The following is a 21,929-nucleotide window of genomic DNA, read 5'->3' as shown; positions in this document are numbered from 1 at the left end:
CTTCGCCTTTTTCGGCTAATTTCTTTAAGATTGCGAATAAAATTTCTTGTTTTCTTAGTGTGCTGGCGTTTTCTATACCAAGCTCCTCAGCCTGCGTAATAAGGTGTTCAGATGATTTTTTTTTAAGTTCTTGGATATTCATAATGTGGGATTAAAGTTTAAGATTAAGTTAATATATATACTTTCTATTATTTTTCAAGTCTAGAGGGGCTTAAATATTACAATGAATATAATCAAAATTAGCAATATTGTTGGTACCTCATTAAAAAACCTGAAAAACTTGGAGGATCTAGTATTCATGTCCAGTTCAAATTTTTTAAGAAATCCGCCAAGATAGAAATGATATATTGTCAAAAAGGTTACAAGCAAAAGCTTAGCTTTCAGCCAGTAAGTAGATAGTTGCTCAAATCCAATACTACCAATTAAAAGCAACCCAAATATCCAAGAAATAATCATTGCTGGCGTCATAATGTAAAAATAAAGTTTTCTTTCCATGGTTTTAAAAACCCTAGAAATATTTTTATCACTTTGGTTTTCAGTGTGATAAACAAAAATTCTTGGCAAATAAAGCAATCCGGCCATCCATGAAATTACGGCTATAAGATGCAGCGCTTTATAGGTTAGATAAATATTCATTAATTTTTTATGTATTTAGAAACGAGATTTTTAAATAAATTTATATGGTCATTATTATCATTTAAACATGGTATGAGATCAAAGTTTTCTCCTCCCGCTTCCAAAAAGCTTTCTTTACCCTGAATTAAAATTTCTTCTAAAGTCTCAACACAATCTGATGAAAAACCTGGACAGATTACTAAAATATTTTTTTTTCCTTCCATGGGTAACTTTTCAAATGTTTTATCTGTATAGGGCTTTAACCATTCCTGTGGACCAAAGCGTGATTGAAAAGTTGTTGTAATTGGAATTTTCGTAAATTTTTCAGAGATCAAACGTGATGTTTTTTGGCAATAACATTGGTACGGATCTCCTTTATCAAAATATTTTTTTGGTATTCCATGATATGATGCAACTATTAAATCTGGTTTCCAGTTAATTTCGGAAATTTTTTTATTTATACTATTAACTAATGCTTCGATATACAGTGGATCAGACTCATAATGGGGTATAATTTGAAGACTTGGTTGCCATCTCATTTTCATAAGGGATCTATAGACTTCATCACACACGGTAGCTGTTGTTGCTGCTGCATACTGTGGGTACAAGGGTAATATAACTAAATTTTCGCACCCTTCCCCTTGTAAATTTTTTATCTTGCTGTTGATGCTTGGATTTCCATACCTCATAGCATAATCAACTATGACACTATCCGTATTCATTTTATCACGAAGTTTCTTCATTTGCATTTCTGTGTAATATTTTAAAGGTGACATATTAATATCATTCATCCATATTTCTTTATAAGCCTTGGCTGTTTTGGATGGTCTAAAAGTCAGTATAAATAAGTTAAGGATAATCTGCCATATTATTGGATTAACTTCTATAACTCTTCTATCTGATAAAAATTCTTTTAAGTATTTTCTAATATCAAGCCAATTCGTTGAATCTGGTGTGCCCAGGTTTACAAGAAGCACTCCTGTTTTTCCAAACTTTACCTCTGGGTGATTTGATTCCATTATAAAAATTACAACATTAATTGTCTTTAATAAACTTTATTAAATATTCTACCATATTAGGGTTTGTTTCTGGCAGGACACCGTGTCCTAAATTAAATATATAAGGATGATTTTTAAAAACTTTCAAATATTTTTTCACTTCTTGTTTTAAAGTAGCTTTATCTTCTAACAGTTTTTCGGGGTTTAGACCACCTTGCACAGGTATATCTATTTCTTCTAATATTTTCTCAGGATTAACATTGTAGTCAATACTTATTACGTCGGGTTTAACGGTAGTAACAAATTTTTTATAGTTTTTTATATTTCTTGGAAAACAAATCGATGGGACATTTAATGTTCTTATAAAATCAATAATTTCTTTTGTAGGAGCATATATATATTTTCCTAAATCCTCCTCTTCTAATAGTCCAGCCCAACTGTCAAAAACTTGTATTATAGTTGCACCACTTTTTATCTGATTTAAGATATGTATCTTTATATATTTAACCAGAAACCTTAATAATTTATCAATTAAAGATTGATCATTAAAAAAGTTTTTATTTATATTTTTTTTTGGTGAAGCTCTGTTAATAATATAAACAAGTAAGGTCCACGGAGCACCTACAAAACCAATAAGATCTTTATTTTTTAGTATTTCATTTTTTGATGTAATCTTTATTGAATTATAAATAGGATCAAGTTTTTTTTTAAAATCTTTTTCGTTGATATTAGAAAAATTACTTTTATCAAATATACCAAGTTCGGGCCCAAGTCCTTTGTTAAAAATAACATTTTGTCCAAAACCATATGGTATCATTAATATATCAGAAAAAATTATAGCTGCATCTAAATCAAATCTTTTAATTGGCTGTAAAGTTATTTCAGGTACTAATTTTGTATTTAAACATAAACTAATAAAATTTTGATTTTTTTTTCTTATAGCTCTAAATTCTGGCAGATATCTACCCGCTTGTCTCATTAACCATACAGGTTTATAAGAAACATCTTTATTAATAATGCATTTCTTAATTAGACTCATAAAATATAAGTATATAAGTTTAGTATTAGTTTATTGTACTGTTAATAATGTTAATTAAATTTAATTAACCTTTTTTACAAAAACTATCCACAACCATTTTTTTAGATTTTTATTAATAGAACATAAATTTATTTTAATTTTAATATTTATGCACAATAAGTTATAATAATTCTTAACATGTTTAAATTTGTTAATTAAAAGGGTTTTTTTCACTTAAATAACAATAATATTCAAATTTATAACAAATAAGTTTATTATTAGTTATTTATAAACATATTTATACATGAGTAATCCATATCAAATATACTTGATTTCCGACTCAACCGGGGAAACTTTAGATAGAATTTTCCTTGCCTTAAAAGCGCAATTTAAAAATTTTTCCTATGAGACTAATCATTATTCTTTTACAAGAACAGAAAACCAGGTTTTAAAGATATTAGAAACATTGGATGATATAGATAAAGCTATTATACTTTATACAATTGTAGATAATGATTTATCAAAATTTCTTAATGAAGAAGCGAAGAAAAAGAATATTCCATGTTTTGGAGTATTAGGAGATTTAATTATAAGTTTTTCAAAACTACTGAATCAAGAAGCATCGTTTAAACCTAGTGGCCAACATGCTTTGACAGATGAATACTATAAAAGAATTGAAGCAATTCAATTTACCATGAACCATGATGATGGCAACTTGTCTGACGATCTGAGTAAGTCGGATATAATTTTGTTAGGTGTGAGCAGAACCAGCAAAACTCCCACATCAATATATTTAGCTAATAAAGGATTTAAAGTATCAAACATTCCCTTAGTTAATGAAAATTCAATACCAGATAGCCTTAAAGATAAAAAGAATAAATTTTGTATAATTGGACTAACTGCTGATGCGGATAGATTGGTTGAGATAAGGAGAAATAGACTAAACTCTTTGAAAGATAGCACTAGTACAAACTATATAAATCTCGAAAAAATATCTAAAGAGGTTGAGTCAGCAAAAATGACTTTTCAGAAATATAAGTGGCCAACAATTGATGTTAGTAGAAAATCAGTTGAAGAAACAGCGGCATCCGTAATAAAAATATATGAAATAAGTAAAAAAAATGTTTGATATTATTTTAGCATCTAAAAGTAAGGTAAGATTAGATATACTTAATAAAAATAATGTTATTTGCAGCGCTAAACCGTCTAATGTAGATGAAGATGAAATTAAGATTTCAATGTTAAAGGACGGAGCATCACCAAAGGATGTATCAAAAAATCTTGCAGAAATTAAAGCAAATAAGGTTAGTCAAAATAATCATGATAAAATAGTGATTGGTGCTGATAGTGTAATAGATTTAGAAAATGAGATTATATCCAAACCAAAAAATAGATCTGAGGCTTTAGAAATTCTAAGAAAACTCAATGGAAAAACTCATTTTTTAATTAGCTCGGTTTGTATTTCAAAAAATGGTTCAATGATATGGCATTACACGGACAAGGCTGAGCTGAAAATGAAAACGATGACAGAAGATGAATTAAAACTATATTTATCAAAAATCGAGGATGAAAAATTATATGCATACAATGTTTATCAAATAGAGGGTGAGGGTAAAAATTTATTTAATAGTATAAAAGGTGATATGGACACTATAATGGGTTTACCAATTAAAAAAATCAAAGAATATCTTAGTAATTTAAAATGAAAAAATATCTAGTTGTAGGAGATCCCATAGAGCATTCTTTATCACCAGACATACATAACCACTGGTTAAGCAAAAATAATATAAATGCAATTTATGAAAAAAAACTTATTAAGAAGGAAGAAATTCCAGAAATCATAAAATTACTTAAAAATGGTAATTTAAGTGGAATTAATATTACAGTTCCATACAAAAAAGATTTTGTTCAACATGTAGACAGTTTAAGTTCAGAAGCTAAAGAAACAAATTCTATAAATACAATATATTGTGCTGATGGACGATTGATAGGACATAATACCGATATAGCTGGTTTCGAATTATCCATTAGACATTGCAAATATAATGCAAATAAGAAAAAAGCATTAATAATTGGAGCAGGAGGCGTGGTTCCATCAATAATTGTTGCTTTAAAAAAAATGAATATTGAAAAAATATTCGTTAAAAACAGGAGTGAAAATAATGCAATAAATTTAAAAAAAAAATTTCCAGAAATAAATTTAATTGATTGGAATAAAACTATTGATGTAGACATGATTATAAATGCGACTAGCATAGGTTTAAAAAAAGGAGAAAAACTAGACATGGATTTAAAAAAGTTTGGAGAAAATAAATTTTTTTATGATGTTATTTATAATCCTAAAGAAACTAATTTTTTATTAGATGCAAGGAAATTGGGGAATCTTGCGGAAAATGGGAAAATGATGTTTATATATCAAGCTCACCAAGCATTCTCTGTTTGGCATAAAATATTTCCAGTAATCGACGACGAAGTTATTGGAATAGTTGAAAAATGATTAGAATAGCAGTAGTCGGCAATATAGGATCAGGAAAGTCATTTGTAGCCAAATCATTTGGTTTGCCAGTATTTAATGCAGATAAAGAGGTTTCTTTAATATATAAAAAAAATAAATTTTTTTTTAAGAGACTTCATAAAAAAATTCCAAAATTTATAAAATCATTTCCAATTGATAAAAAAGAGATCTTAAGTTGCATATTGGCAAATAACAAAAATTTAAAAATAATAACAAAAATTATTCACCCCATTGTCAGAAAAAAAATGAATTTATTTATTAAAAAGAACAAAAAAAAAAGAGCGATTGTATTAGATATACCTTTATATCTAGAAAATAGACTAAATAAAAAAGGAGATATAATAATTTACGTTGATGCAAAGCAAAAACTTATTAATAAAAGATTAAGAGAAAGATCAAATTATAATAAAAAATTACTTAAAAAATTCAAAAAAATACAACTGAAAAGCAATTTAAAGAAAAAAAAATCCGATTATAAAATAGCAAATAATTTTAATTCACAGGTATTAAAAAAAGCTGTTAATAATTTAAAATTTAAAATTTTAAGAATAAATGACCAATAAAGAAATAATACTCGATACAGAGACAACAGGATTAGATATCAGAGATGGGCATAGAATTGTTGAGATAGGATGTTTAGAAATTGAAAATTTTATACCCACAAAAAAAACCTTTCATTGTTATCTAAATCCAGAACGAAAAGTTTCAGAACAGGCATTTAAAGTTCATGGATACTCTGATGAATTTTTATCGAAACAAAAAAAATTTTCAGAAGTTGTTGATGAATTTTTAAAGTTTATTGATGGTAAAAAATTAGTAATTCACAATGCAAAATTTGACATTTCACATATCAATAACGAATTAATGATGGCGAATAGAAATAAAATAAATTTTGAAAACGTTATAGATACTCTTGAAATTTCAAAAAATAAATTTCCAGGTTCACAGATAAGCTTGGATGCCCTGTGCAAAAGGTATAAAATTGATAATTCAAGAAGGGTAAAACATACAGCTTTAATTGATTGTGAATTACTTTCAAAAGTTTATGTAAATCTTTTTGACCAAAAAGAACCTTTACTGAATTTTGAAAACACTGATAAAGTAATAAGTTTAGGTGATAACAAAGACTTACCATATTGTAAAAAGGTTATTAAACCTTCAAAGCAGGATATTGAAAATCATAAGTTGTTCTTAAAAACGCATTTAAAAAAAAATTTTTTTAGTTAAATTTATCGTTAAATAATTTATTGAAATCAACTTTTTTATCAAACTTTACGTTTGAAAATCCAGAGTCACTTAATAAATTTAAAAGTATCTTTTCGAGTTTTGGATAAATATCATTTTGAATATCACATAAGATAATTTTCTGAAGATCTTTTTTTTCTTTTACACTTTCTTCAATTTTTACAATTGATGCATAAACAATTTCAAAATAAGATTTTTTGTCTGCTTGTGTTTTATTTTGAAATTTTAGACTTGTATCAACCTCTATAAGTTTATTCTTAAGTGGCTTAGAGCTTATATCTATATCCAGTTCATATTTATTTATATTATTTTTGGTTGATAAATAACTTTCCACGTCTGGTGTTTCGCTGGACATATCTTTAACAAAGTTTGATAGTATTTTATATTTTTCACTCATTTATTTATTCTCATCTATATCTTCGGACTCGCCTTCAATCAAATCTTCCTTATCATATTTTTTACCAGAATTTTTATTTTTAAATTTCTTAAATAATAAATAACGAGTAGGTGGAAATATTATTAAGAATCCTACCAAGTCTGTTGCAAAGCCTGGTATTATTAGTAGCAATGCAGCAAATGCTAAAGCAGCGCCTGATATAATTTCATAAATTGGTAGTTCGTTTTTAACCATTTGTGACATTGCTGATCTGAGCGTGTTAAAACCTTCGTATCTTGCATAAAGAACCCCTACAAATGCAGTGATGAAAATTAGGGATATAGTATTGAAAGCACCAATTTTACCTCCTATCTCAATAAAAAGGTAGATCTCAACAATAGGAATTAGGATAATTGATAATAATATAGCGTTCATTTGTCTTTAGTCTAATTTGCTGGTTGAAATTAAGCAACATAGTAAATATTATTTAAATATGAGTTATAGTTTTGAATACATTGATATCATACTTTTAGCAATGATTGCTGGATTTATATTTTTAAGGTTGAGAGGAATTTTAGGAAAAAAATCTGGCTACGAAGATGAAATGGCATCAAGTTTTCCACATGATTTTTCAAAAGAACCACTTCAAAAAAATCCAAAGAATATGGAATTTGACGACGAGGCTAAAAATAACTTTATTAAAGGGGCAAAGATTGCTTATGAAAATATAGTAGTGAGTTTTTCGTCAGGTAATCTTAGTGGTGTAAAACAAATATTAAGTAAAAAAGTTTACGATCAATTTGAGAATGCTATTAAAGACATGAAGACCAACGGGCAAATTTCTGAGACAACTTTTATAGGAATTAACTCAGCTGAAATTAAAAAACATGAAAATAATAAAGGCTTCCTAGAAGTCACCGTTGATTTTGCAAGTGAAATTATTTCATGTATAAAAGATAAAGATGATAAAATAATATCTGGTGATCCAAAAAAAGTTAAAAAAGTTTATGACACATGGATATTTTCGAAAGAAATTTCTTCAAATAATCCAAATTGGCTTCTAATTGGAACTGAGAGTTGATTGAGCAATATAAGCGATAAAGATAAAAAAGATTGGAATAATTTCATAAATACTAAAAACAAATTGGAAGACAAAGATAGAACTTCTAATATCCATAATAACACCCAATCTAAAATGTCCATTGACCTTCACGGTTATACTTTAGACCAAGCAAATAACAAAGTAAGAGAAGTAATATTAAACTGTTTTGAGAAGGGAATTAGAAATATTAATATAATTACTGGCAAAGGGAATAGATCAAGCAATCAAAAAGATCCGTATCAATCAAAAGATTTATCTATTTTAAAATATGCTGTTCCAGATTACATCACAAATAATTCTGATTTGATGGATAAAATCTTAAAAATTGATCAAGAAACAGTAAACGAAGCAAGTAGTGGGAGTTTTAATATATTGTTAAAAAAAAATTGATTATAAAATAAACTTTGAAAGATCAGTATCTTTAACTAATTCTCCCAAATTTTCCTTGATGTATTTTGAGTCAACCACTACTTTTTCTCCAGATCGATCAGTAGCAGTAAAACTTATTTCGTCTAAAACTCTCTCAATAATAGTATGAAGCCTTCTAGCACCTATGTTTTCAACCGTAGAATTCACCTCAGTTGCTATATTTGCTATTGCATCTATACCATCATCAGAGAACTCTAAATCAACATTTTCAGTTTTTAATAAAGCTTTATATTGCTTAATTAAACTATTGTCTGGCTCTCTTAAAATTTTTTTAAAGTCATCACTAGTTAAAGCTTCAAGCTCAACTCTAATTGGCAGCCTACCTTGTAGCTCTGGAAGCAGATCAGATGGCTTTGCCAATTGGAATGCTCCTGATGCAATAAATAATATGTGATCAGTTTTAATTGGTCCATATTTTGTACTTACAGTTGTACCTTCTATTAAAGGTAATAAGTCTCTTTGAACACCTTCTCTAGAAACGTCACCACCTACACGATCAGTTCTTGCAGAAATTTTATCTATTTCGTCTAAAAAAACAATTCCGTTATTTTCTGTTGAATTTTTTGCAGATTTTATAATTTTATCTTGTTCTATAAGCTTGTCTGATTCCTCGTTTATTAATATTTCATGAGACTCTTTTACCGTCATTTTCTTTTTCTTTTGCTGCTTACCCATTCCTTTACCAAGCATCTCTCCAATATTTATCATACCAACATTAGCTCCAGGCATTCCTGGGATTTCAAATGACGGCATAGATGAATTACTTTCGTTTACAGCAATCTCTATTTCATTATCATCCAAATCACCATTTCTTAGTCTTTTCCTAAAACTTTCTCTAGTTGCAACACTTGCTTTATTTCCTACAATTGCATCTAAAACTTTTTCTTCCGCTTGTTTTTGTGCTTGAGCATAGACTTCTTTTCTTTTTTTAACTTTTTCCATAGCAATGGCAATTTCTAATAAATCCCTTACGATTTGCTCAACATCTCTTCCTACATACCCAACTTCTGTAAACCTTGTAGCCTCAACTTTTACGAAAGGAGCCTCAGCAAGCTTAGATAATCGTCTTGAAATTTCGGTTTTTCCAACACCAGTTGGTCCAATCATAAGAATATTTTTAGGCAGCACTTCATCTTTCATATCGCCTTTAAGAGCTTGTCTTCTCCATCTATTTCTAAGTGCAATGGCAACAGCACGCTTAGCCTTATTTTGCCCAATAACAAATCTATCTAATTCCGATACTATTTCTCTTGGTGAAAGAGAGCTAATATAAGTCTCATTATCTTTTTTTTCGCCTTTAGGAACTAGTGGTGTTACGTTTGATTTTTCCATTATATTTTTTCCACTGTAATATTATTGTTTGTAAAAACACAAATTTCGGATGCAACTTTAATAGCTTTTTTTGCAATTTCTTCAGCTGATAAATCGGTATCCATTAATACTTTAGCTGAAGCTAATGCATAGTTTCCTCCAGATCCAATCCCAATTACATCACCCTCTGGCTCTAGAACGTCTCCAGTTCCAGATATTATAAAACTTTTTTCTTTATCTCCAATTGCCATTAACGCCTCAAGTCTTCTTAAATACTTGTCTGTTCTCCAATCTTTTGCAAGTTCTACAGCAGCTCTTGTTAAATTTCCTGCATGCTTTTCTAATTTAGACTCCAATCTTTCAAATAAAGTTAATGCATCCGCTGTTGATCCTGCAAATCCTGCGATCACATTTCTTTTCTCAATTTTTCTAACTTTATTGGCAGTACTTTTGATGACAGTATTTCCCATACTAACCTGCCCATCGCTAGCAACTACAACGTCTTTGTTTTTTCTGACTAATACAATTGTTGTCATACATGTTAGATGGACATTAATTTCTATAATTCAAGCTATTGATTACTTTTATTGATATAAGCAAATAATGAATATATACGTATTAAAATAATGAAGAGAAAAGCTGATATTACAAGAAAAACAAAAGAAACATCAATCAAGGTTGAACTGAATATTGATGGAAAAGGTCAATACAAAATTGACACAGGAATCGGTTTTTTAGATCATATGTTAGAGCAATTATCTAAACATTCTTCAATCGATCTAAAAGTTAAAGCTAAAGGCGATACTCATATTGATTTACATCACACGACCGAAGATACCGGAATTGCTATTGGTGAATGTTTGAAAAAAGCATCAAAAAATTTTGTTGGAATAAAAAGATATGCACATGCACTTTTACCTATGGATGAAACATTAACTAGAGTAGCTCTAGATGTATCTAATAGGCCATATTTAATATGGAATGTAAAATTAAAAGTAGAAAAATTGGGAGAAATGGATACTGAATTGTTTAAGGAATGGTTCCAAGCTTTTGCACAATCTGCTGGAATTACTCTTCACGTTGAAAATATTTATGGTGATAATAGTCACCATATTATCGAATCTTGTTATAAAGGACTTGCTAGATCACTAAGAGCAGCGCTTGAATTAGATCCAAAAAATAAAAATACAGTGCCCTCTACAAAAGGTTCTTTATAAAAAAAGAATTAATGAAAGTCACAATCGTCGATTATAGCTCAGGCAATATTAGCTCTGTAGTAAACTCATTTAAAGAGGTTGCGCAAAATAAAGCAAAAATAGAAATAACTTCAGATTTAGAAAAAATCAAAGCATCTGATAAAATTGTTCTACCAGGACAAGGTTCATTTAAAAGTTGTGTAGATGCATTAAACAAAATCAGCGGTTTAAATGATGCTTTAAATGAATTTGTAACAGTAAATAAAAAACCACTTTTAGGAATATGTGTAGGGTTACAAATGTTTGCAGATGTCGGTTACGAAGAAACTGAAACAAAAGGCCTAGGATGGATTTCAGGTAAAGTATCAAAAATAGATAACCAGAATGGTAAATATAAACTTCCCCACATAGGCTGGAATCAAATAAACATTTTAAAGGATAGTAAAATCTTTAAACAAGTAGAAAATAATTCACACATGTACTTTGTTCATAGTTACGAATTTGTACCCACTGATAAAACAGTTATTTCAGCTACTACGAATTATTCAACAAAAGTCGTCTGCTCAGTTGAGAAAGAAAATTTATTTGGAACACAATTTCACCCAGAAAAAAGTGATAAAACTGGATTAAAAATAATTAATAATTTTATAAATTTATAAATGAAAATATTTCCAGCAATAGATATTAAAGATGGGAAGTGCGTAAGACTTATCAAAGGAGATTTTAAAAATAAAACGGAATATGAAATGTCTCCAATTGAGCAAGCCAAAAAATATAAAAATTATGGTTTTAAAAATTTACATGTTGTTGATTTAGATGGAGCTTTGCAGGGAGAAACGGTAAATATTGATATTATTCAAAATATTGTTAGTAACTATGATCTAAAAGTTGAGATCGGTGGTGGTATTAGAAATCTTAATAGTATTGAAGAATATATTAATGTTGGTGCTGAGAAAGTAATTTTAGGAAGCGCCGCTATTAAAGATAAAAATTTTCTCAAAGAAGCGTGTGAAAAATTTCCAAATAAAATAGCATTAGGTTTAGATACTAAAGATGGATATTTATCAGTATCTGGATGGAAGGAAAATTCTAATCAATTAGCTTTAGATTTTTTGAATGAGGTAAATGATTATGGGGTTAGCAGACTTATTTATACTGATATAAACAAAGATGGAATGAAGCAAAGTCCAAATTTTGACGAAACATCAAAAGTTGCTGCTAAATCCAATTGTCCTGTGATTATATCTGGTGGGGTTTCATCAATAGATGATATTAAAAAAGCAAAGGGTTTAAAAAATATTGAAGGTATAATAGTTGGGAAAGCAATTTATGATGGCGATATTAAATTAGATGAACTTATAAAAGAAGATGCTTAAAAATAGAATTATTCCTTGTTTAGATGTGAAGAATGGCCGTGTTGTAAAAGGCATAAACTTTGTTAATTTAAAGGATGCAGGAGATCCTGTTGAGCAAGCAAAAATTTATAGCGATGGTGGTGCTGATGAAATTTGTTTTTTAGATATAACAGCATCAAATGAAAATAGAGATACCATTTATGACGTTGTAGAAAAAACCTCAAAGAAATGTTTTGTTCCGTTGACAGTAGGTGGAGGAGTAAGAACTGTCGAAGATATAAGTAAACTACTTAACTGTGGTGCTGATAAAGTTTCAATAAATACAGCTGCGGTAAATGATAAGCAGATTGTTGTTAAAAGTTCAAAAAAATTTGGTTCTCAATGTATCGTTGTTGCAATAGATGCAAAAAAAAATGGAGATGTATGGGAGATTTATACTCATGGTGGAAGAAATAAAACTGGTATTGATGCACTAAAATTTGCAAAAGAAATGGAAACAAGTGGTGCGGGTGAATTACTCGTAACATCAATGGATAGAGATGGTACTCAGGTTGGATATGATATTGATCTAATGTCCAAGATTACATCTGCTGTAAATATTCCTGTAATTGCTTCTGGTGGAGTTGGAACTTTAGATCATTTTGTAGATGGTATTAAATTAGGTAATGTGAGTGCTGTACTAGCAGCTTCAATCTTTCATTACGGTAAATATTCAGTAAAACAGGCAAAGGAATATTTGGATTCAAAGGGAATTCCAGTTAGAATTTAGTATGCTTAAAACTTTAGAAAACTTAATATCAACAATAAGACAAAAAAAAACATCACCAGATGAAAAATCTTATACTTCAAAATTATTAAGAGATAAAAATTTAAGTGTTGAAAAAGTAAAAGAGGAAATAGCTGAATTAATAGATGCAGTTGAAAATAATTCTAATACAGTTCACGAAGCAGCAGATGTCCTTTACCATTTATTAGTCTATCTCGAAGGAAATGGCGTTCGAATTGAGGATATAATGTTAGAATTAGATAAAAGACGAAAATAAAGAGTCTTAAAAAGTCTAAATTAGTGCTAGCCTTTACAGATTAAAAAATCCTTATGAGCCATAAATTTTATAAACCAGCAAGGGCAAGACTTCATAGAAGTGAATTAGCAGTTCCAGGCTCATCTCCAAAAATGTTTGAGAAAGCATTAAATTCTGAAGCTGATGTTGTTTTTCTAGATTTGGAGGATGCAGTATCTCCAAATGACAAAGTAACAGCAAGAATGAATACCATTAAAGCGTTAAACGAAATGAATTGGAGAGAAAAAGGCAAAACTATTTCGGTAAGAATTAATAGTTTGGATACTCATTATATGTACAGTGATTTAGTTGAAATAGTTGAACAAGCTGGAAACAATGTTGATACAATATTAGTACCAAAGGCAGGAACTGCAAGCGATGTCTATATGGTGGATTGTTTATTAACACAAATTGAAACTAATAAAAAAATACAAAATAAAATTGGAATTGAATGCTTAATTGAAACAGCATTGGGTATGGCAAACATAAAAGAGATAGCTCAATCAAGCCCTAGATTAGAAGCTTTACATTTTGGTGTAGCTGATTATGCAGCTAGCCTAAGAGCTAGAACGGTCGTTATTGGAGGATTAAATCCTGACTATCCAGGAGATCAATGGCATCACGGTTTATCAGAGTTAGTAGTCACTTGTAGGGCTTACGGATTAAGAGCAATAGATGGACCATTTGGTGATTTTAATGACCCGGATGCCTATATAGAGTCTGCAAAAAGAGGAGCAGCAATTGGTATCGAAGGTAAATGGGCTATTCATCCATCCCAGATCGAACTTGCAAACAAAGTATTTACACCACCAGAGTCAGAGGTTGCCAAAGCAAAAAGAATAATAGAGGAACTTGATAAAGCTGCAAAAGAGGGAAAAGGTGCAGCCCAACTTGACGGCAGAATGATTGATGCAGCCTCAGCTCGAATGGCTGAAAATATTGTCAACATAGACAAATTAATACATAATAAGTAAGCTATGGACATTCACGAATATCAAGCAAAAAAAATCTTATCAAGTTTTGGAGTAACGATTCCAAGAGGAGGTATTGTCTACAGTCCTGAGAATGCAGAAAACAAAGCTAGAGAAATCGGTGGATCTAAATGGGTTGCTAAAGCTCAAATACATTCAGGTGCAAGAGGAAAAGCAGGTGGTATAATTGTATGTAACTCACCATTAGAAGTAGCACAAGCAACAGATAAATTACTTGGAAAAAAATTAGTTACTAATCAAACAGGACCTGAGGGAAAAATAGTAAATAGAATTTATATAGAAGAAGCAACTGATATTGAAAAAGAATTATACTTAGGTTTAGTTTTTGATAGAAGTTCAGAAAGTATCATGATTGTTGCTTCAACAGAGGGAGGTATGAGTGTGGAGGAAATTTCAAAGGAAAAACCAGAAACTATAATAAGATCTAAAATAGAAGTTGCTGTTGGAATACAAAATTTTCAAGCTAGAGAACTTGCTTTTGGTCTTGGCATTGAGCCAGCTTTAATTCCACGTGTATCGGATACAATAGTTGGATGCTATAAAGCTTTTAGTGAACTTGATGCAACTATGGTTGAAGTAAACCCGTTAGTAATTTCAAAACAAAAACAAATACTAGCATTGGACTGTAAAATGAGTTTCGATAACAACGCAATGTTCAGGCGTAGCCAGGTTTCTGAATTAAGAGATAAAACTCAAGAGGAAACAAAAGAAGTTTACGCATCGGACAGAGGCTTGAACTATGTAAGTTTGGACGGGAATATCGGAAACATCATCAATGGTGCAGGTCTCGCAATGGCTTCGATGGACATGATTAAGCTAGCTGGCGGATCTCCAGCTAATTTTTTAGATGTTGGTGGAGGAGCAACTCCTGAAAAAATTGTAAAGGCATTTAGATTAATAACAATGGACGAGAAAGTAAGAGTAATTTTAGTAAATATTTTTGCAGGTATTAATAGGTGCGATTGGGTGGCAGAAGGAATTGTCCAGGCTTTACAAAAAATTGAGGTAAAGGTTCCCTTAGTAATAAGATTAGCTGGAACAAATGTAGAAAAGGGAAATGAAATACTAAAAAAAAGTAAAATTAAATATATAGAGGCGAACACTTTAGAAGATGCTGCAAATAAAGCAGTTAAAGCTTTAGGAAAATAATTTATGGCTGTTATAATTGATAAAAGTACAAAAATAATCATCCAAGGTTTCACTGGTAAAATGGGAACCTTTCATGCTGATGAAATGATGAAATATGGATCAAATGTTGTCGGCGGGGTGACACCTGGTAAAGGCGGGACCAAACATTTAGATCGTCCAGTATTTAATACCGTCAAAGAAGCAGTTAAGGAAACAGGCGCAACCGCATCAATACTATTTGTACCTCCTGCATTTGCAGCAGACAGCGCAATGGAAGCAGCAGACGCAGGAATTAAAACCTGTGTTGCAATTGTTGATGGAATACCTTCACATGATATGATTAAAATTAAAAGGTATATGAGAAGATATACAAAAAGTGGTAAGATGACACTTGTAGGCCCAAATTGTGCGGGTATAATTAGTCCAGGTAAGTGTATGTTAGGAATAATGCCTGGTCATATTTATAAAGAGGGAAGAATTGGTATCATAAGCAGGTCAGGGACTTTAGGTTATGAAGCGGCCCAGCAATTAAAAAATTTAAACATAGGAGTTTCTACAAGTGTAGGAATTGGAGGTGATCCAATTAATGGTAGCTCTTTCAGAGACATTATTGAGAAATTTGAGACAGATAATGAGACTGATGCAATTTTAATGATAGGAGAAATTGGAGGTCCACAAGAAGTAGCAGCAGGCCATTTTGCAAAAGAAAATATGAAAAAACCTGTTATTGCTTATATTGCTGGATTGACTGCTCCTAAAGGTAGAGTGATGGGGCATGCTGGTGCAATCGTTTCAGCATACGGCGAAAGTGCAGTTGAAAAAGTTGAACTTCTTAAAGAATGTGGTGTAACTATTTCAAAAAATCCATCTGTAATGGGTGACACTGTAAAGAAAGTATTAGGTAAAAGCTGATTATAAATGAGTAAAATAAAATTTGTTTTTTTATTAATATTAGGTTTTATTATTTACAAGGGATTTGTAGCGATCAAAAATTTTGAAATTGGAATAGATAAAGAAGTTACCCAGATAGAAAAAATGGGTTTTGAAAAACAAGATAAAGTTATTGGATTAATGATGTATCTTGGCGATCCTGATGATTTAGATTTAATTGAGCACCTGCTTGTAGAAAATAAGGAAAAATGTTTCGAAATGAAAGTAATAGCTGAGGAGAATTCAAATGCATATTATGAATGTGCTAAATTAGAGGCCGTAGTTAAAGAAGGAAAAATTATTAGAATAATAGAGGAAATAGAGGTGCTTAATGCGTTATGATGAAAATAACATTTTTGCAAAAATTTTAAGAGGGGAAATTCCTTGCAAAAAAATTTACGAGGATGAATTTATTTTATCTTTTCATGACATAAATCCTCAAAAAAAAATTCATGCTCTTGTAATACCAAAAGGAAAATACATAGATTTGGATGATTTTACTAATAAAGCATCAAAAGATGAAATCGTTGGACTTTTAAAAGGCATCTCAAATGTTGCTGAAAAATTAGGTGTGTCGATAAATAAAGGCAAAGGATATAGAACTTTAGCAAACATTAATGAACACGGAGGTCAAGAAGTACCTCATTTACATTTTCATATTTTTGGGGGTGAAAAAGTTGGGAGAATGGTTGAGTGATAGAAAAAATCGACAGATACTATTTAGAAATTACGTCAATTGATAAACTTAAAGATAAGCAAAAGCCAATTGATAATTTAAAAATAGATTTATTAAAATCTGAAAATTTTGAATTGAATAAATTTTTCTACAAACAAATTGGTAAAAAATATCAATGGGTCGACAGATTAGTGTGGAGCGACACAACTTGGCAAAAATACACAGCAAATAAAAATTTAAAAACTTACGTATTGAAAGAAAATAATAATTTGATTGGTTATTTTGAGTTGATATATAATAACGAAGCTTTTGATTGTGAAATAGCATATTTTGGAATTCTGGAGGAATTTTTCTCCAAAGGGTATGGAGGATACTTATTATCAGAAGCTATCAAGCTTGGTTTTCAGTCTGATGTTAAAAGAGTTTGGGTCCATACATGCTCTCTGGACCACCCAAATGCAATATTAAATTATAAGTCAAGAGGAATGCAAGTTTTTAAAAATGAAATCCTTAAGAGGCAGGCTATCTAATTAATCGAAGGTAATTTGAACTGATCTTTCTCAAGTTGAGAATTTATTTTTATATCAAAAAGATATGTAATGACTAAATTTTGATATATATCAATATTTTGCCAACCAATAAGATTTAAAGTTTTTCTGTCGAAAAAAATATTAATTGTATGTTCATTTTCCTCAAATCTAAATCTATAAAGTTTGTTATCAACCAAGTCCATATTTGCTTTCTCAATTTTTGAAATAAGAAAATCTTTGTCCAATATTAGATTTAGAGCGGTTTTTTCAATTGGATAAATATAATACTGATCTATTTGTTGGTTTTTAATAACAAGGTCTTTTCCATTGGATACCAAAAGTTTTTTATTAAAATTATCATATAAACAATAAATTTTTTTTGGATATTCAACGACACAATTACCTTTCTCTATTTTTTCATTAATATTTTGTTTAAATGAGAAAGAAATATTTTCAATTTTTTTAAAGTGATTTATTATATTTTCAATTTCAGACGCGTATAGATTTACACAAAAAAAAAAAATACCAAAAAAAACTACGCTTAATTGTTTCATGACTTTAAAACATCCCTTTTTCCCACATGATTTGCTTTGCTCACTATTCCATCATCTTCCATCATATCAATTATTCTCGCAGCTCTATTATAACCAATTTGTAATTTTCGTTGTAAAAAAGAGGTTGAAGCTTTTCCTTCAGACTTAATTATACCAACAGCTGTCTCATATAATTCATCCTTATTATCATTTGATAATGACGCTCCTTCATCTCGTTCATCAGCAAAGCTAAGTATCTCATCGACATAATCAGGTTCTGCCTGAGACCTTATGTAATTATTAACTTTATCAATTTCATTCTCAGAAACATATGGGGCATGTATCCTTACTATTCGATTAGCTGAAGACATATAAAGCATATCCCCTTTTCCTAATAGTTGTTCAGCCCCTTGCTCACCTAAGATTGTTCTACTATCAATTTTTGATGTAACCTGAAAAGATATTCTTGTTGGAAAGTTAGCTTTGATAGTTCCAGTTATTACATCAACACTTGGTCTTTGGGTTGCCATAATAATATGAATGCCAGCAGCTCTTGCCATTTGAGATAACTTTTGAATATAATTTTCTATCTCTTTTCCAGCAACTAACATTAAATCAGACATTTCATCAACTATTACAACTATATAAGGCATTGAATGAGTATGTTTAGAATTATATCCATCAATATTTTTAACTCCTTCTCTTGTCATAAGCTTGTATCTACTTTCCATCTCTTTAACTACCCAGCCAAGTACAGAGGCAGCTTTTTTTGCCTCAGTTATTACGGGACAAAGCAAATGTGGTATACCTTCGTAAGTAGAAAGCTCTAACATTTTGGGATCTATTAGAATAAACTTACATTTATCAGGTGAGTGTTTATACAAAAGAGACAGAATAATTGTATTAATGCAAACAGATTTTCCTGAACCAGTTGTTCCTGCAATTAATAAATGAGGCATTGACGATAGATCACCAGTAATTGGAATACCCGATATACTTTTGCCTAAAGCAATTGGTAATTTAATATCTTTATTTTTAAAATTGGAAGACGAAATTATTTCGCTTAGGTATACATTTTCTCTAAAAGTATTTGGAAGTTCAATACCTATGGTGTTTTGACCTGGAATTGTAGATATTCTTGCAGACTCTGAGCTAGTATTTCTAGCTATGTCCTCTGAAAGATTAATCACTTTTGAAACTTTTACGCCGGCTGCTGGTTCAAATTCATTTAATGTTACAACTGGTCCATTACTTACTTTTTTTATTTTTCCTTCGACACCAAAATCTAAAAGAATTTTTTCTAATGATTCTGAATTATAATTTGGATCACTATTTTTCTTTGATCTTTCATCTTTGGATGCGGTGTTCAAAAACTCAATTTTAGGAGTTTTATATTTAATTTTGATATCTTTATTTATCTTGATCTTTTGATCAAAAGAGAAATTTTCTTGAACTTGTTCATCCATTTTTAGTTGTTTTGAATTTATAACTTCTGAGTTTTCAAATTGATTTTCAGTTATTTTATTGCTTACATTTCTAGTTTTTATTTTTTTTATAAAATTAATTAAACCCATGGGACTAAAATTAATACTCTTTAAAAATAGTAAACTTGTTACCAAAATTAAAATATAATAAGATATTTCTTGATTTGTTAAGATTAGATTTTCTAAAAAAGTTTGAGTTAGGATATTTCCGACAAAACCACCATTACCGTTAACAGGAAGCCAAAATGAATTGAGGTAAAAAATGCCAAAAAAAACTGTTCCAAAAATAATATATAAGATTGTATAAAAAAAATTTTCTAGAATAATTACTAATCTTTTTTTTATTACAACATTTATCCCTGTAATAAATAAAGTGATTGAGAATAAAAATGATACTAGTCCCATGGTTTGTAAAAGAAAGTCAGAAACAACACTTCCTTGAAACCCAAATATATTATTTATTTCATTATTGTTTGAAAATACAAAATTTGGATCCTCAGCAGAGTAAGTAAAAAGTGCCAGAAGAATAAATATACTTAAAAATGTTAAAACAATACCTATTAATTGAACAAGTCTATCAAACAAAAAATTTGATATATTTTGTATTAATGGCTTAATATTCATAAAATAATATAGAATCCAATTTATCACTTTGTATCATTTAATATTTGTTGTTAAAATTATTTTTTTATGAAAATAAGTATAATTGGAAATAGTCTCACAGGCTTAATTCTTGCTAAAGCTTTAGCAAACAAAAATATAAACTTTGAAATATTTTATAAGGCCAAAACTCAAAATCTTAAATCTAATAGAACTATAGCAATTACAAATAAAAATATGGCTTTTCTAAAGGCAGATATTCTTACAATACCTAAAAAACTTGTAAATCCAGTAAACGAAATTGGAATTTTAACGGAAAATGATCCCTTAAAAGAAGTCTTAAATTTTGAGAATAAAAAAGTGCTTTTTTATTTAATACGAAATCACGAACTAATTAAAATTTTAAAAAGAAGTTTAAATAAAATCAAATTCACTAAAATTAAAAATAAAAGGTTTTATGAAAAAATGCTTAATAGTTGTAAAAATCAATTAATTATTAATTGTGAAAGAAATAATTTTTACAATAATAGTTTTTTTAATCAAAAGTTCACTAAAGATTACAAAAGCATTGCATATACCTCAATCATAAAACATAAATCTATTCAAAATAATAAAGCAAGACAAATATTTACAAATTACGGACCATTAGCTTTTTTACCTCTATCTAAAACCATGACCTCAGTAGTTTTTTCGATTCGAAAAAGAAATAATAGACTTTTAGATGAAAATATAAAAAATTTAATAAAAAATTATAATAAATATTATGATATTAAAAATTTTTCTAAGTTTGAAATAGCAGAATTAAAATTCGAAGCAGCAAGATATTATTTTCATAACAATATATTATTATTTGGTGATGCACTCCATAAAATCCATCCATTAGCAGGCCAGGGATTTAATATGACTTTAAGAGATTTAAAAATACTAGTAAATGAATTAGTTAAGTCTAAAAATCTTGGTCTTCCATTCAATAAAAATTTACTCAGTAGTTTTCAAAATAAAACAAGACCTTACAATTTGCTTTACTCTAATGGAATAAACCTAATTGAGAGCTTTTTTAAATTTGATACAAACTTTAACAATAAATTTTCAAGTTCTGTTCCAGCATTAATTAACAAAAATAAAAAGTTAAAAGATTTTTTTATTAATTTTGCTGATAATGGATTAAGAAATATTTAGTTACTGCAAAGTGTTATTGCCAAACTCATCTAGTAAATACGTCTTTAATATATTTTCTAATTTTGACTTTCTATCATTTATACTTAAACTTTCGAGCAAAGTTTGTTTTTCTTCTAAAGAAATTGGGGAGGCCATTGATAATGTATTTACAGTATTATACATATCTTGCTTTTTGAGTTCAGACCAATTAATTGCATAACCCTTTTTGTCAAAAATACTTTTTAGATCCTTTAAAATTGACTCCAAATTTGAAAAATTAACTTTTTCTTTAATATCATCGGAGTCCGAAGAATATTTTTTATAATTTACCTCACAAATTCTATAAAGTTTATCCGTTGATATTTCATTTAATATTTGAAAACGGCTCAAACCATTTAATACAATTAGATATCTACCATCCTCTGTCTCATTAAAACTTGTTATTTTTCCAAGACATCCTACAGTATATAAATCTGGTTTTTTCAAATCTCCGGTTTTTTTTGGCTGAACCATTCCAATCAATCTGTGTGATTTCATTGAGTCATCAATCATTTGTATGTACCTTGGTTCAAATATATTTAAAGGGACTGTGGTCTCAGGAAAAATAATAAAGTTTGATAGTGGAAAGACTGGTACTTCAGAGGGCAGATTAATTTTATTTTTCATAATACTTTAAA

30 protein-coding genes are annotated in these 21,929 nt (G+C 29.3%); 19 read left to right on the top strand and 11 right to left on the bottom strand.

All coding sequences use genetic code 11. The features are described from left to right. From AMN73_RS01350 to hemE, 4 genes are all read right to left on the bottom strand, one after another. On the bottom strand, nucleotides 1-142 hold a 142-nt coding region (locus AMN73_RS01350; protein WP_179850065.1), incomplete at its 3' end, for a Rho termination factor N-terminal domain-containing protein. A gap of 59 nt (nucleotides 143-201) precedes the next feature. Next, nucleotides 202-636, bottom strand: a complete 435-nt coding sequence (gene hemJ, locus AMN73_RS01345) for a protoporphyrinogen oxidase HemJ (protein ID WP_075534507.1) — start codon at nucleotides 634-636, stop codon at nucleotides 202-204. After that, nucleotides 636-1,634, bottom strand: coding sequence for a ferrochelatase (hemH, locus tag AMN73_RS01340; protein WP_075534506.1), 999 nt, complete (start codon nucleotides 1,632-1,634; stop codon nucleotides 636-638). Before hemH ends, hemJ begins: the two co-directional genes overlap by 1 nt. Before the next feature lie 16 nt (nucleotides 1,635-1,650). Further along, nucleotides 1,651-2,652 carry a uroporphyrinogen decarboxylase gene (gene hemE / locus AMN73_RS01335; protein ID WP_075534505.1) on the bottom strand — a complete coding sequence of 334 codons (1,002 nt, stop codon included), beginning with the start codon at nucleotides 2,650-2,652 and terminating at the stop codon, nucleotides 1,651-1,653. Nucleotides 2,653-2,935: 283 nt separating this feature from the next. On the opposite strand from hemE, the gene AMN73_RS01330 reads away from it, so the two are divergent. Genes AMN73_RS01330 through dnaQ form a run of 5 tightly spaced genes read left to right on the top strand, consistent with a single transcriptional unit; the run spans nucleotide 2,936 to nucleotide 6,373 of the window. After that, nucleotides 2,936-3,760 (top strand): pyruvate, water dikinase regulatory protein, encoded by an 825-nt coding sequence (locus AMN73_RS01330; RefSeq protein WP_075534504.1) that lies wholly within the window; start codon nucleotides 2,936-2,938, stop codon nucleotides 3,758-3,760. Continuing rightward, complete coding sequence (locus AMN73_RS01325; RefSeq protein ID WP_075534503.1) at nucleotides 3,753-4,337, top strand: Maf family protein; 585 nt, start codon at nucleotides 3,753-3,755, stop codon at nucleotides 4,335-4,337. The genes AMN73_RS01330 and AMN73_RS01325 overlap by 8 nt, the downstream gene beginning before the upstream one ends. After that, entirely contained in the window at nucleotides 4,334-5,128 is a 795-nt protein-coding gene (aroE, locus tag AMN73_RS01320; RefSeq protein ID WP_075534502.1) for a shikimate dehydrogenase, read from the top strand. Before AMN73_RS01325 ends, aroE begins: the two co-directional genes overlap by 4 nt. Further along, the gene (coaE, locus tag AMN73_RS01315) at nucleotides 5,125-5,709 is read left to right on the top strand and encodes a dephospho-CoA kinase (RefSeq protein ID WP_075534501.1); all 585 of its coding nucleotides are present in this window, start codon (nucleotides 5,125-5,127) and stop codon (nucleotides 5,707-5,709) included. The genes aroE and coaE overlap by 4 nt, the downstream gene beginning before the upstream one ends. Beyond that, nucleotides 5,699-6,373, top strand: a complete 675-nt coding sequence (gene dnaQ / locus AMN73_RS01310) for a DNA polymerase III subunit epsilon (protein ID WP_075534500.1) — start codon at nucleotides 5,699-5,701, stop codon at nucleotides 6,371-6,373. The genes coaE and dnaQ overlap by 11 nt, the downstream gene beginning before the upstream one ends. On the opposite strand, the gene AMN73_RS01305 is transcribed toward dnaQ, so the two are convergent. Beyond that, nucleotides 6,366-6,788 carry a protein-export chaperone SecB gene (locus AMN73_RS01305; RefSeq protein WP_075534499.1) on the bottom strand — a complete coding sequence of 141 codons (423 nt, stop codon included), beginning with the start codon at nucleotides 6,786-6,788 and terminating at the stop codon, nucleotides 6,366-6,368. The genes dnaQ and AMN73_RS01305 overlap by 8 nt on opposite strands. Beyond that, nucleotides 6,789-7,202 (bottom strand): FxsA family protein, encoded by a 414-nt coding sequence (locus AMN73_RS01300; RefSeq protein WP_075534498.1) that lies wholly within the window; start codon nucleotides 7,200-7,202, stop codon nucleotides 6,789-6,791. Between the two features lie 58 nt (nucleotides 7,203-7,260). On the opposite strand from AMN73_RS01300, the gene AMN73_RS01295 reads away from it, so the two are divergent. After that, a complete protein-coding gene (locus AMN73_RS01295) occupies nucleotides 7,261-7,848 on the top strand; it encodes a Tim44/TimA family putative adaptor protein (protein ID WP_075534497.1) in 588 nt (195 codons plus the stop codon). Beyond that, nucleotides 7,849-8,259, top strand: coding sequence for a Smr/MutS family protein (locus AMN73_RS01290; protein ID WP_075534496.1), 411 nt, complete (start codon nucleotides 7,849-7,851; stop codon nucleotides 8,257-8,259). It abuts the gene before it with no gap. On the opposite strand, the gene hslU is transcribed toward AMN73_RS01290, so the two are convergent. Together hslU and hslV are read right to left on the bottom strand one after the other, a co-directional pair. Continuing rightward, nucleotides 8,260-9,567, bottom strand: a complete 1,308-nt coding sequence (gene hslU / locus AMN73_RS01285) for an ATP-dependent protease ATPase subunit HslU (RefSeq protein ID WP_075534512.1) — start codon at nucleotides 9,565-9,567, stop codon at nucleotides 8,260-8,262. Between the two features lie 62 nt (nucleotides 9,568-9,629). Beyond that, nucleotides 9,630-10,145, bottom strand: coding sequence for an ATP-dependent protease subunit HslV (gene hslV, locus AMN73_RS01280; protein WP_075534495.1), 516 nt, complete (start codon nucleotides 10,143-10,145; stop codon nucleotides 9,630-9,632). A 90-nt stretch (nucleotides 10,146-10,235) separates the two neighbouring features. Between hslV and hisB the strand changes: the two genes are divergently transcribed. The 11 genes from hisB to AMN73_RS01225 are packed head-to-tail and all read left to right on the top strand — an operon-like array spanning nucleotide 10,236 to nucleotide 17,477. Continuing rightward, entirely contained in the window at nucleotides 10,236-10,826 is a 591-nt protein-coding gene (hisB, locus tag AMN73_RS01275) for an imidazoleglycerol-phosphate dehydratase HisB (RefSeq protein ID WP_075534494.1), read from the top strand. An 11-nt stretch (nucleotides 10,827-10,837) separates the two neighbouring features. Beyond that, nucleotides 10,838-11,464, top strand: coding sequence for an imidazole glycerol phosphate synthase subunit HisH (hisH, locus tag AMN73_RS01270; protein ID WP_075534493.1), 627 nt, complete (start codon nucleotides 10,838-10,840; stop codon nucleotides 11,462-11,464). Further along, complete coding sequence (gene hisA / locus AMN73_RS01265) at nucleotides 11,465-12,181, top strand: 1-(5-phosphoribosyl)-5-[(5-phosphoribosylamino)methylideneamino]imidazole-4-carboxamide isomerase (RefSeq protein ID WP_075534492.1); 717 nt, start codon at nucleotides 11,465-11,467, stop codon at nucleotides 12,179-12,181. After that, on the top strand, nucleotides 12,174-12,929 hold the full coding sequence (hisF, locus tag AMN73_RS01260; protein ID WP_075534491.1) for an imidazole glycerol phosphate synthase subunit HisF: 756 nt from the start codon (nucleotides 12,174-12,176) through the stop codon (nucleotides 12,927-12,929). The genes hisA and hisF overlap by 8 nt, the downstream gene beginning before the upstream one ends. Before the next feature lies 1 nt (nucleotide 12,930). After that, on the top strand, nucleotides 12,931-13,203 hold the full coding sequence (hisE, locus tag AMN73_RS01255; protein WP_075534490.1) for a phosphoribosyl-ATP diphosphatase: 273 nt from the start codon (nucleotides 12,931-12,933) through the stop codon (nucleotides 13,201-13,203). 53 nt (nucleotides 13,204-13,256) lie between these two features. Then, complete coding sequence (locus AMN73_RS01250; protein ID WP_075534489.1) at nucleotides 13,257-14,195, top strand: HpcH/HpaI aldolase/citrate lyase family protein; 939 nt, start codon at nucleotides 13,257-13,259, stop codon at nucleotides 14,193-14,195. Between the two features lie 3 nt (nucleotides 14,196-14,198). Further along, nucleotides 14,199-15,362, top strand: a complete 1,164-nt coding sequence (locus tag AMN73_RS01245; protein WP_075534488.1) for a malate--CoA ligase subunit beta — start codon at nucleotides 14,199-14,201, stop codon at nucleotides 15,360-15,362. Nucleotides 15,363-15,365: 3 nt separating this feature from the next. Continuing rightward, nucleotides 15,366-16,253 (top strand): succinate--CoA ligase subunit alpha, encoded by an 888-nt coding sequence (sucD, locus tag AMN73_RS01240; protein ID WP_075534487.1) that lies wholly within the window; start codon nucleotides 15,366-15,368, stop codon nucleotides 16,251-16,253. Nucleotides 16,254-16,259: 6 nt separating this feature from the next. Further along, nucleotides 16,260-16,613 (top strand): hypothetical protein, encoded by a 354-nt coding sequence (locus AMN73_RS01235; protein WP_075534486.1) that lies wholly within the window; start codon nucleotides 16,260-16,262, stop codon nucleotides 16,611-16,613. Beyond that, complete coding sequence (locus AMN73_RS01230; protein WP_075534485.1) at nucleotides 16,603-16,968, top strand: HIT domain-containing protein; 366 nt, start codon at nucleotides 16,603-16,605, stop codon at nucleotides 16,966-16,968. The genes AMN73_RS01235 and AMN73_RS01230 overlap by 11 nt, the downstream gene beginning before the upstream one ends. After that, nucleotides 16,965-17,477 (top strand): GNAT family N-acetyltransferase, encoded by a 513-nt coding sequence (locus AMN73_RS01225; protein ID WP_075534484.1) that lies wholly within the window; start codon nucleotides 16,965-16,967, stop codon nucleotides 17,475-17,477. Before AMN73_RS01230 ends, AMN73_RS01225 begins: the two co-directional genes overlap by 4 nt. Here AMN73_RS01225 and AMN73_RS01220 read toward each other — a convergent pair. Both AMN73_RS01220 and AMN73_RS01215 read right to left on the bottom strand, forming a co-directional pair. Next, the gene (locus tag AMN73_RS01220) at nucleotides 17,474-18,031 is read right to left on the bottom strand and encodes a LolA family protein (RefSeq protein ID WP_075534483.1); all 558 of its coding nucleotides are present in this window, start codon (nucleotides 18,029-18,031) and stop codon (nucleotides 17,474-17,476) included. The two genes, AMN73_RS01225 and AMN73_RS01220, sit on opposite strands and share 4 nt — an antisense overlap. Continuing rightward, nucleotides 18,028-20,118: a DNA translocase FtsK gene (locus AMN73_RS01215; RefSeq protein WP_082254566.1), complete on the bottom strand. Its 2,091-nt coding sequence runs from the start codon at nucleotides 20,116-20,118 to the stop codon at nucleotides 18,028-18,030. The genes AMN73_RS01220 and AMN73_RS01215 overlap by 4 nt, the downstream gene beginning before the upstream one ends. A 66-nt stretch (nucleotides 20,119-20,184) precedes the next feature. Here AMN73_RS01215 and AMN73_RS01210 point away from each other — a divergent pair, with 66 nt between their 5' ends. Next, complete coding sequence (locus tag AMN73_RS01210) at nucleotides 20,185-21,273, top strand: FAD-dependent monooxygenase (protein WP_075534482.1); 1,089 nt, start codon at nucleotides 20,185-20,187, stop codon at nucleotides 21,271-21,273. Here AMN73_RS01210 and AMN73_RS01205 read toward each other — a convergent pair whose 3' ends face one another. After that, nucleotides 21,274-21,918, bottom strand: coding sequence for an LON peptidase substrate-binding domain-containing protein (locus AMN73_RS01205; protein WP_075534481.1), 645 nt, complete (start codon nucleotides 21,916-21,918; stop codon nucleotides 21,274-21,276). Between the last annotated feature and the right edge of the window lie 11 nt (nucleotides 21,919-21,929).

Source organism: Candidatus Pelagibacter communis, from assembly GCF_001179965.1.
GTDB lineage: Bacteria > Pseudomonadota > Alphaproteobacteria > Pelagibacterales > Pelagibacteraceae > Pelagibacter.
This window is presented reverse-complemented; position numbering and strand designations above follow the sequence as displayed.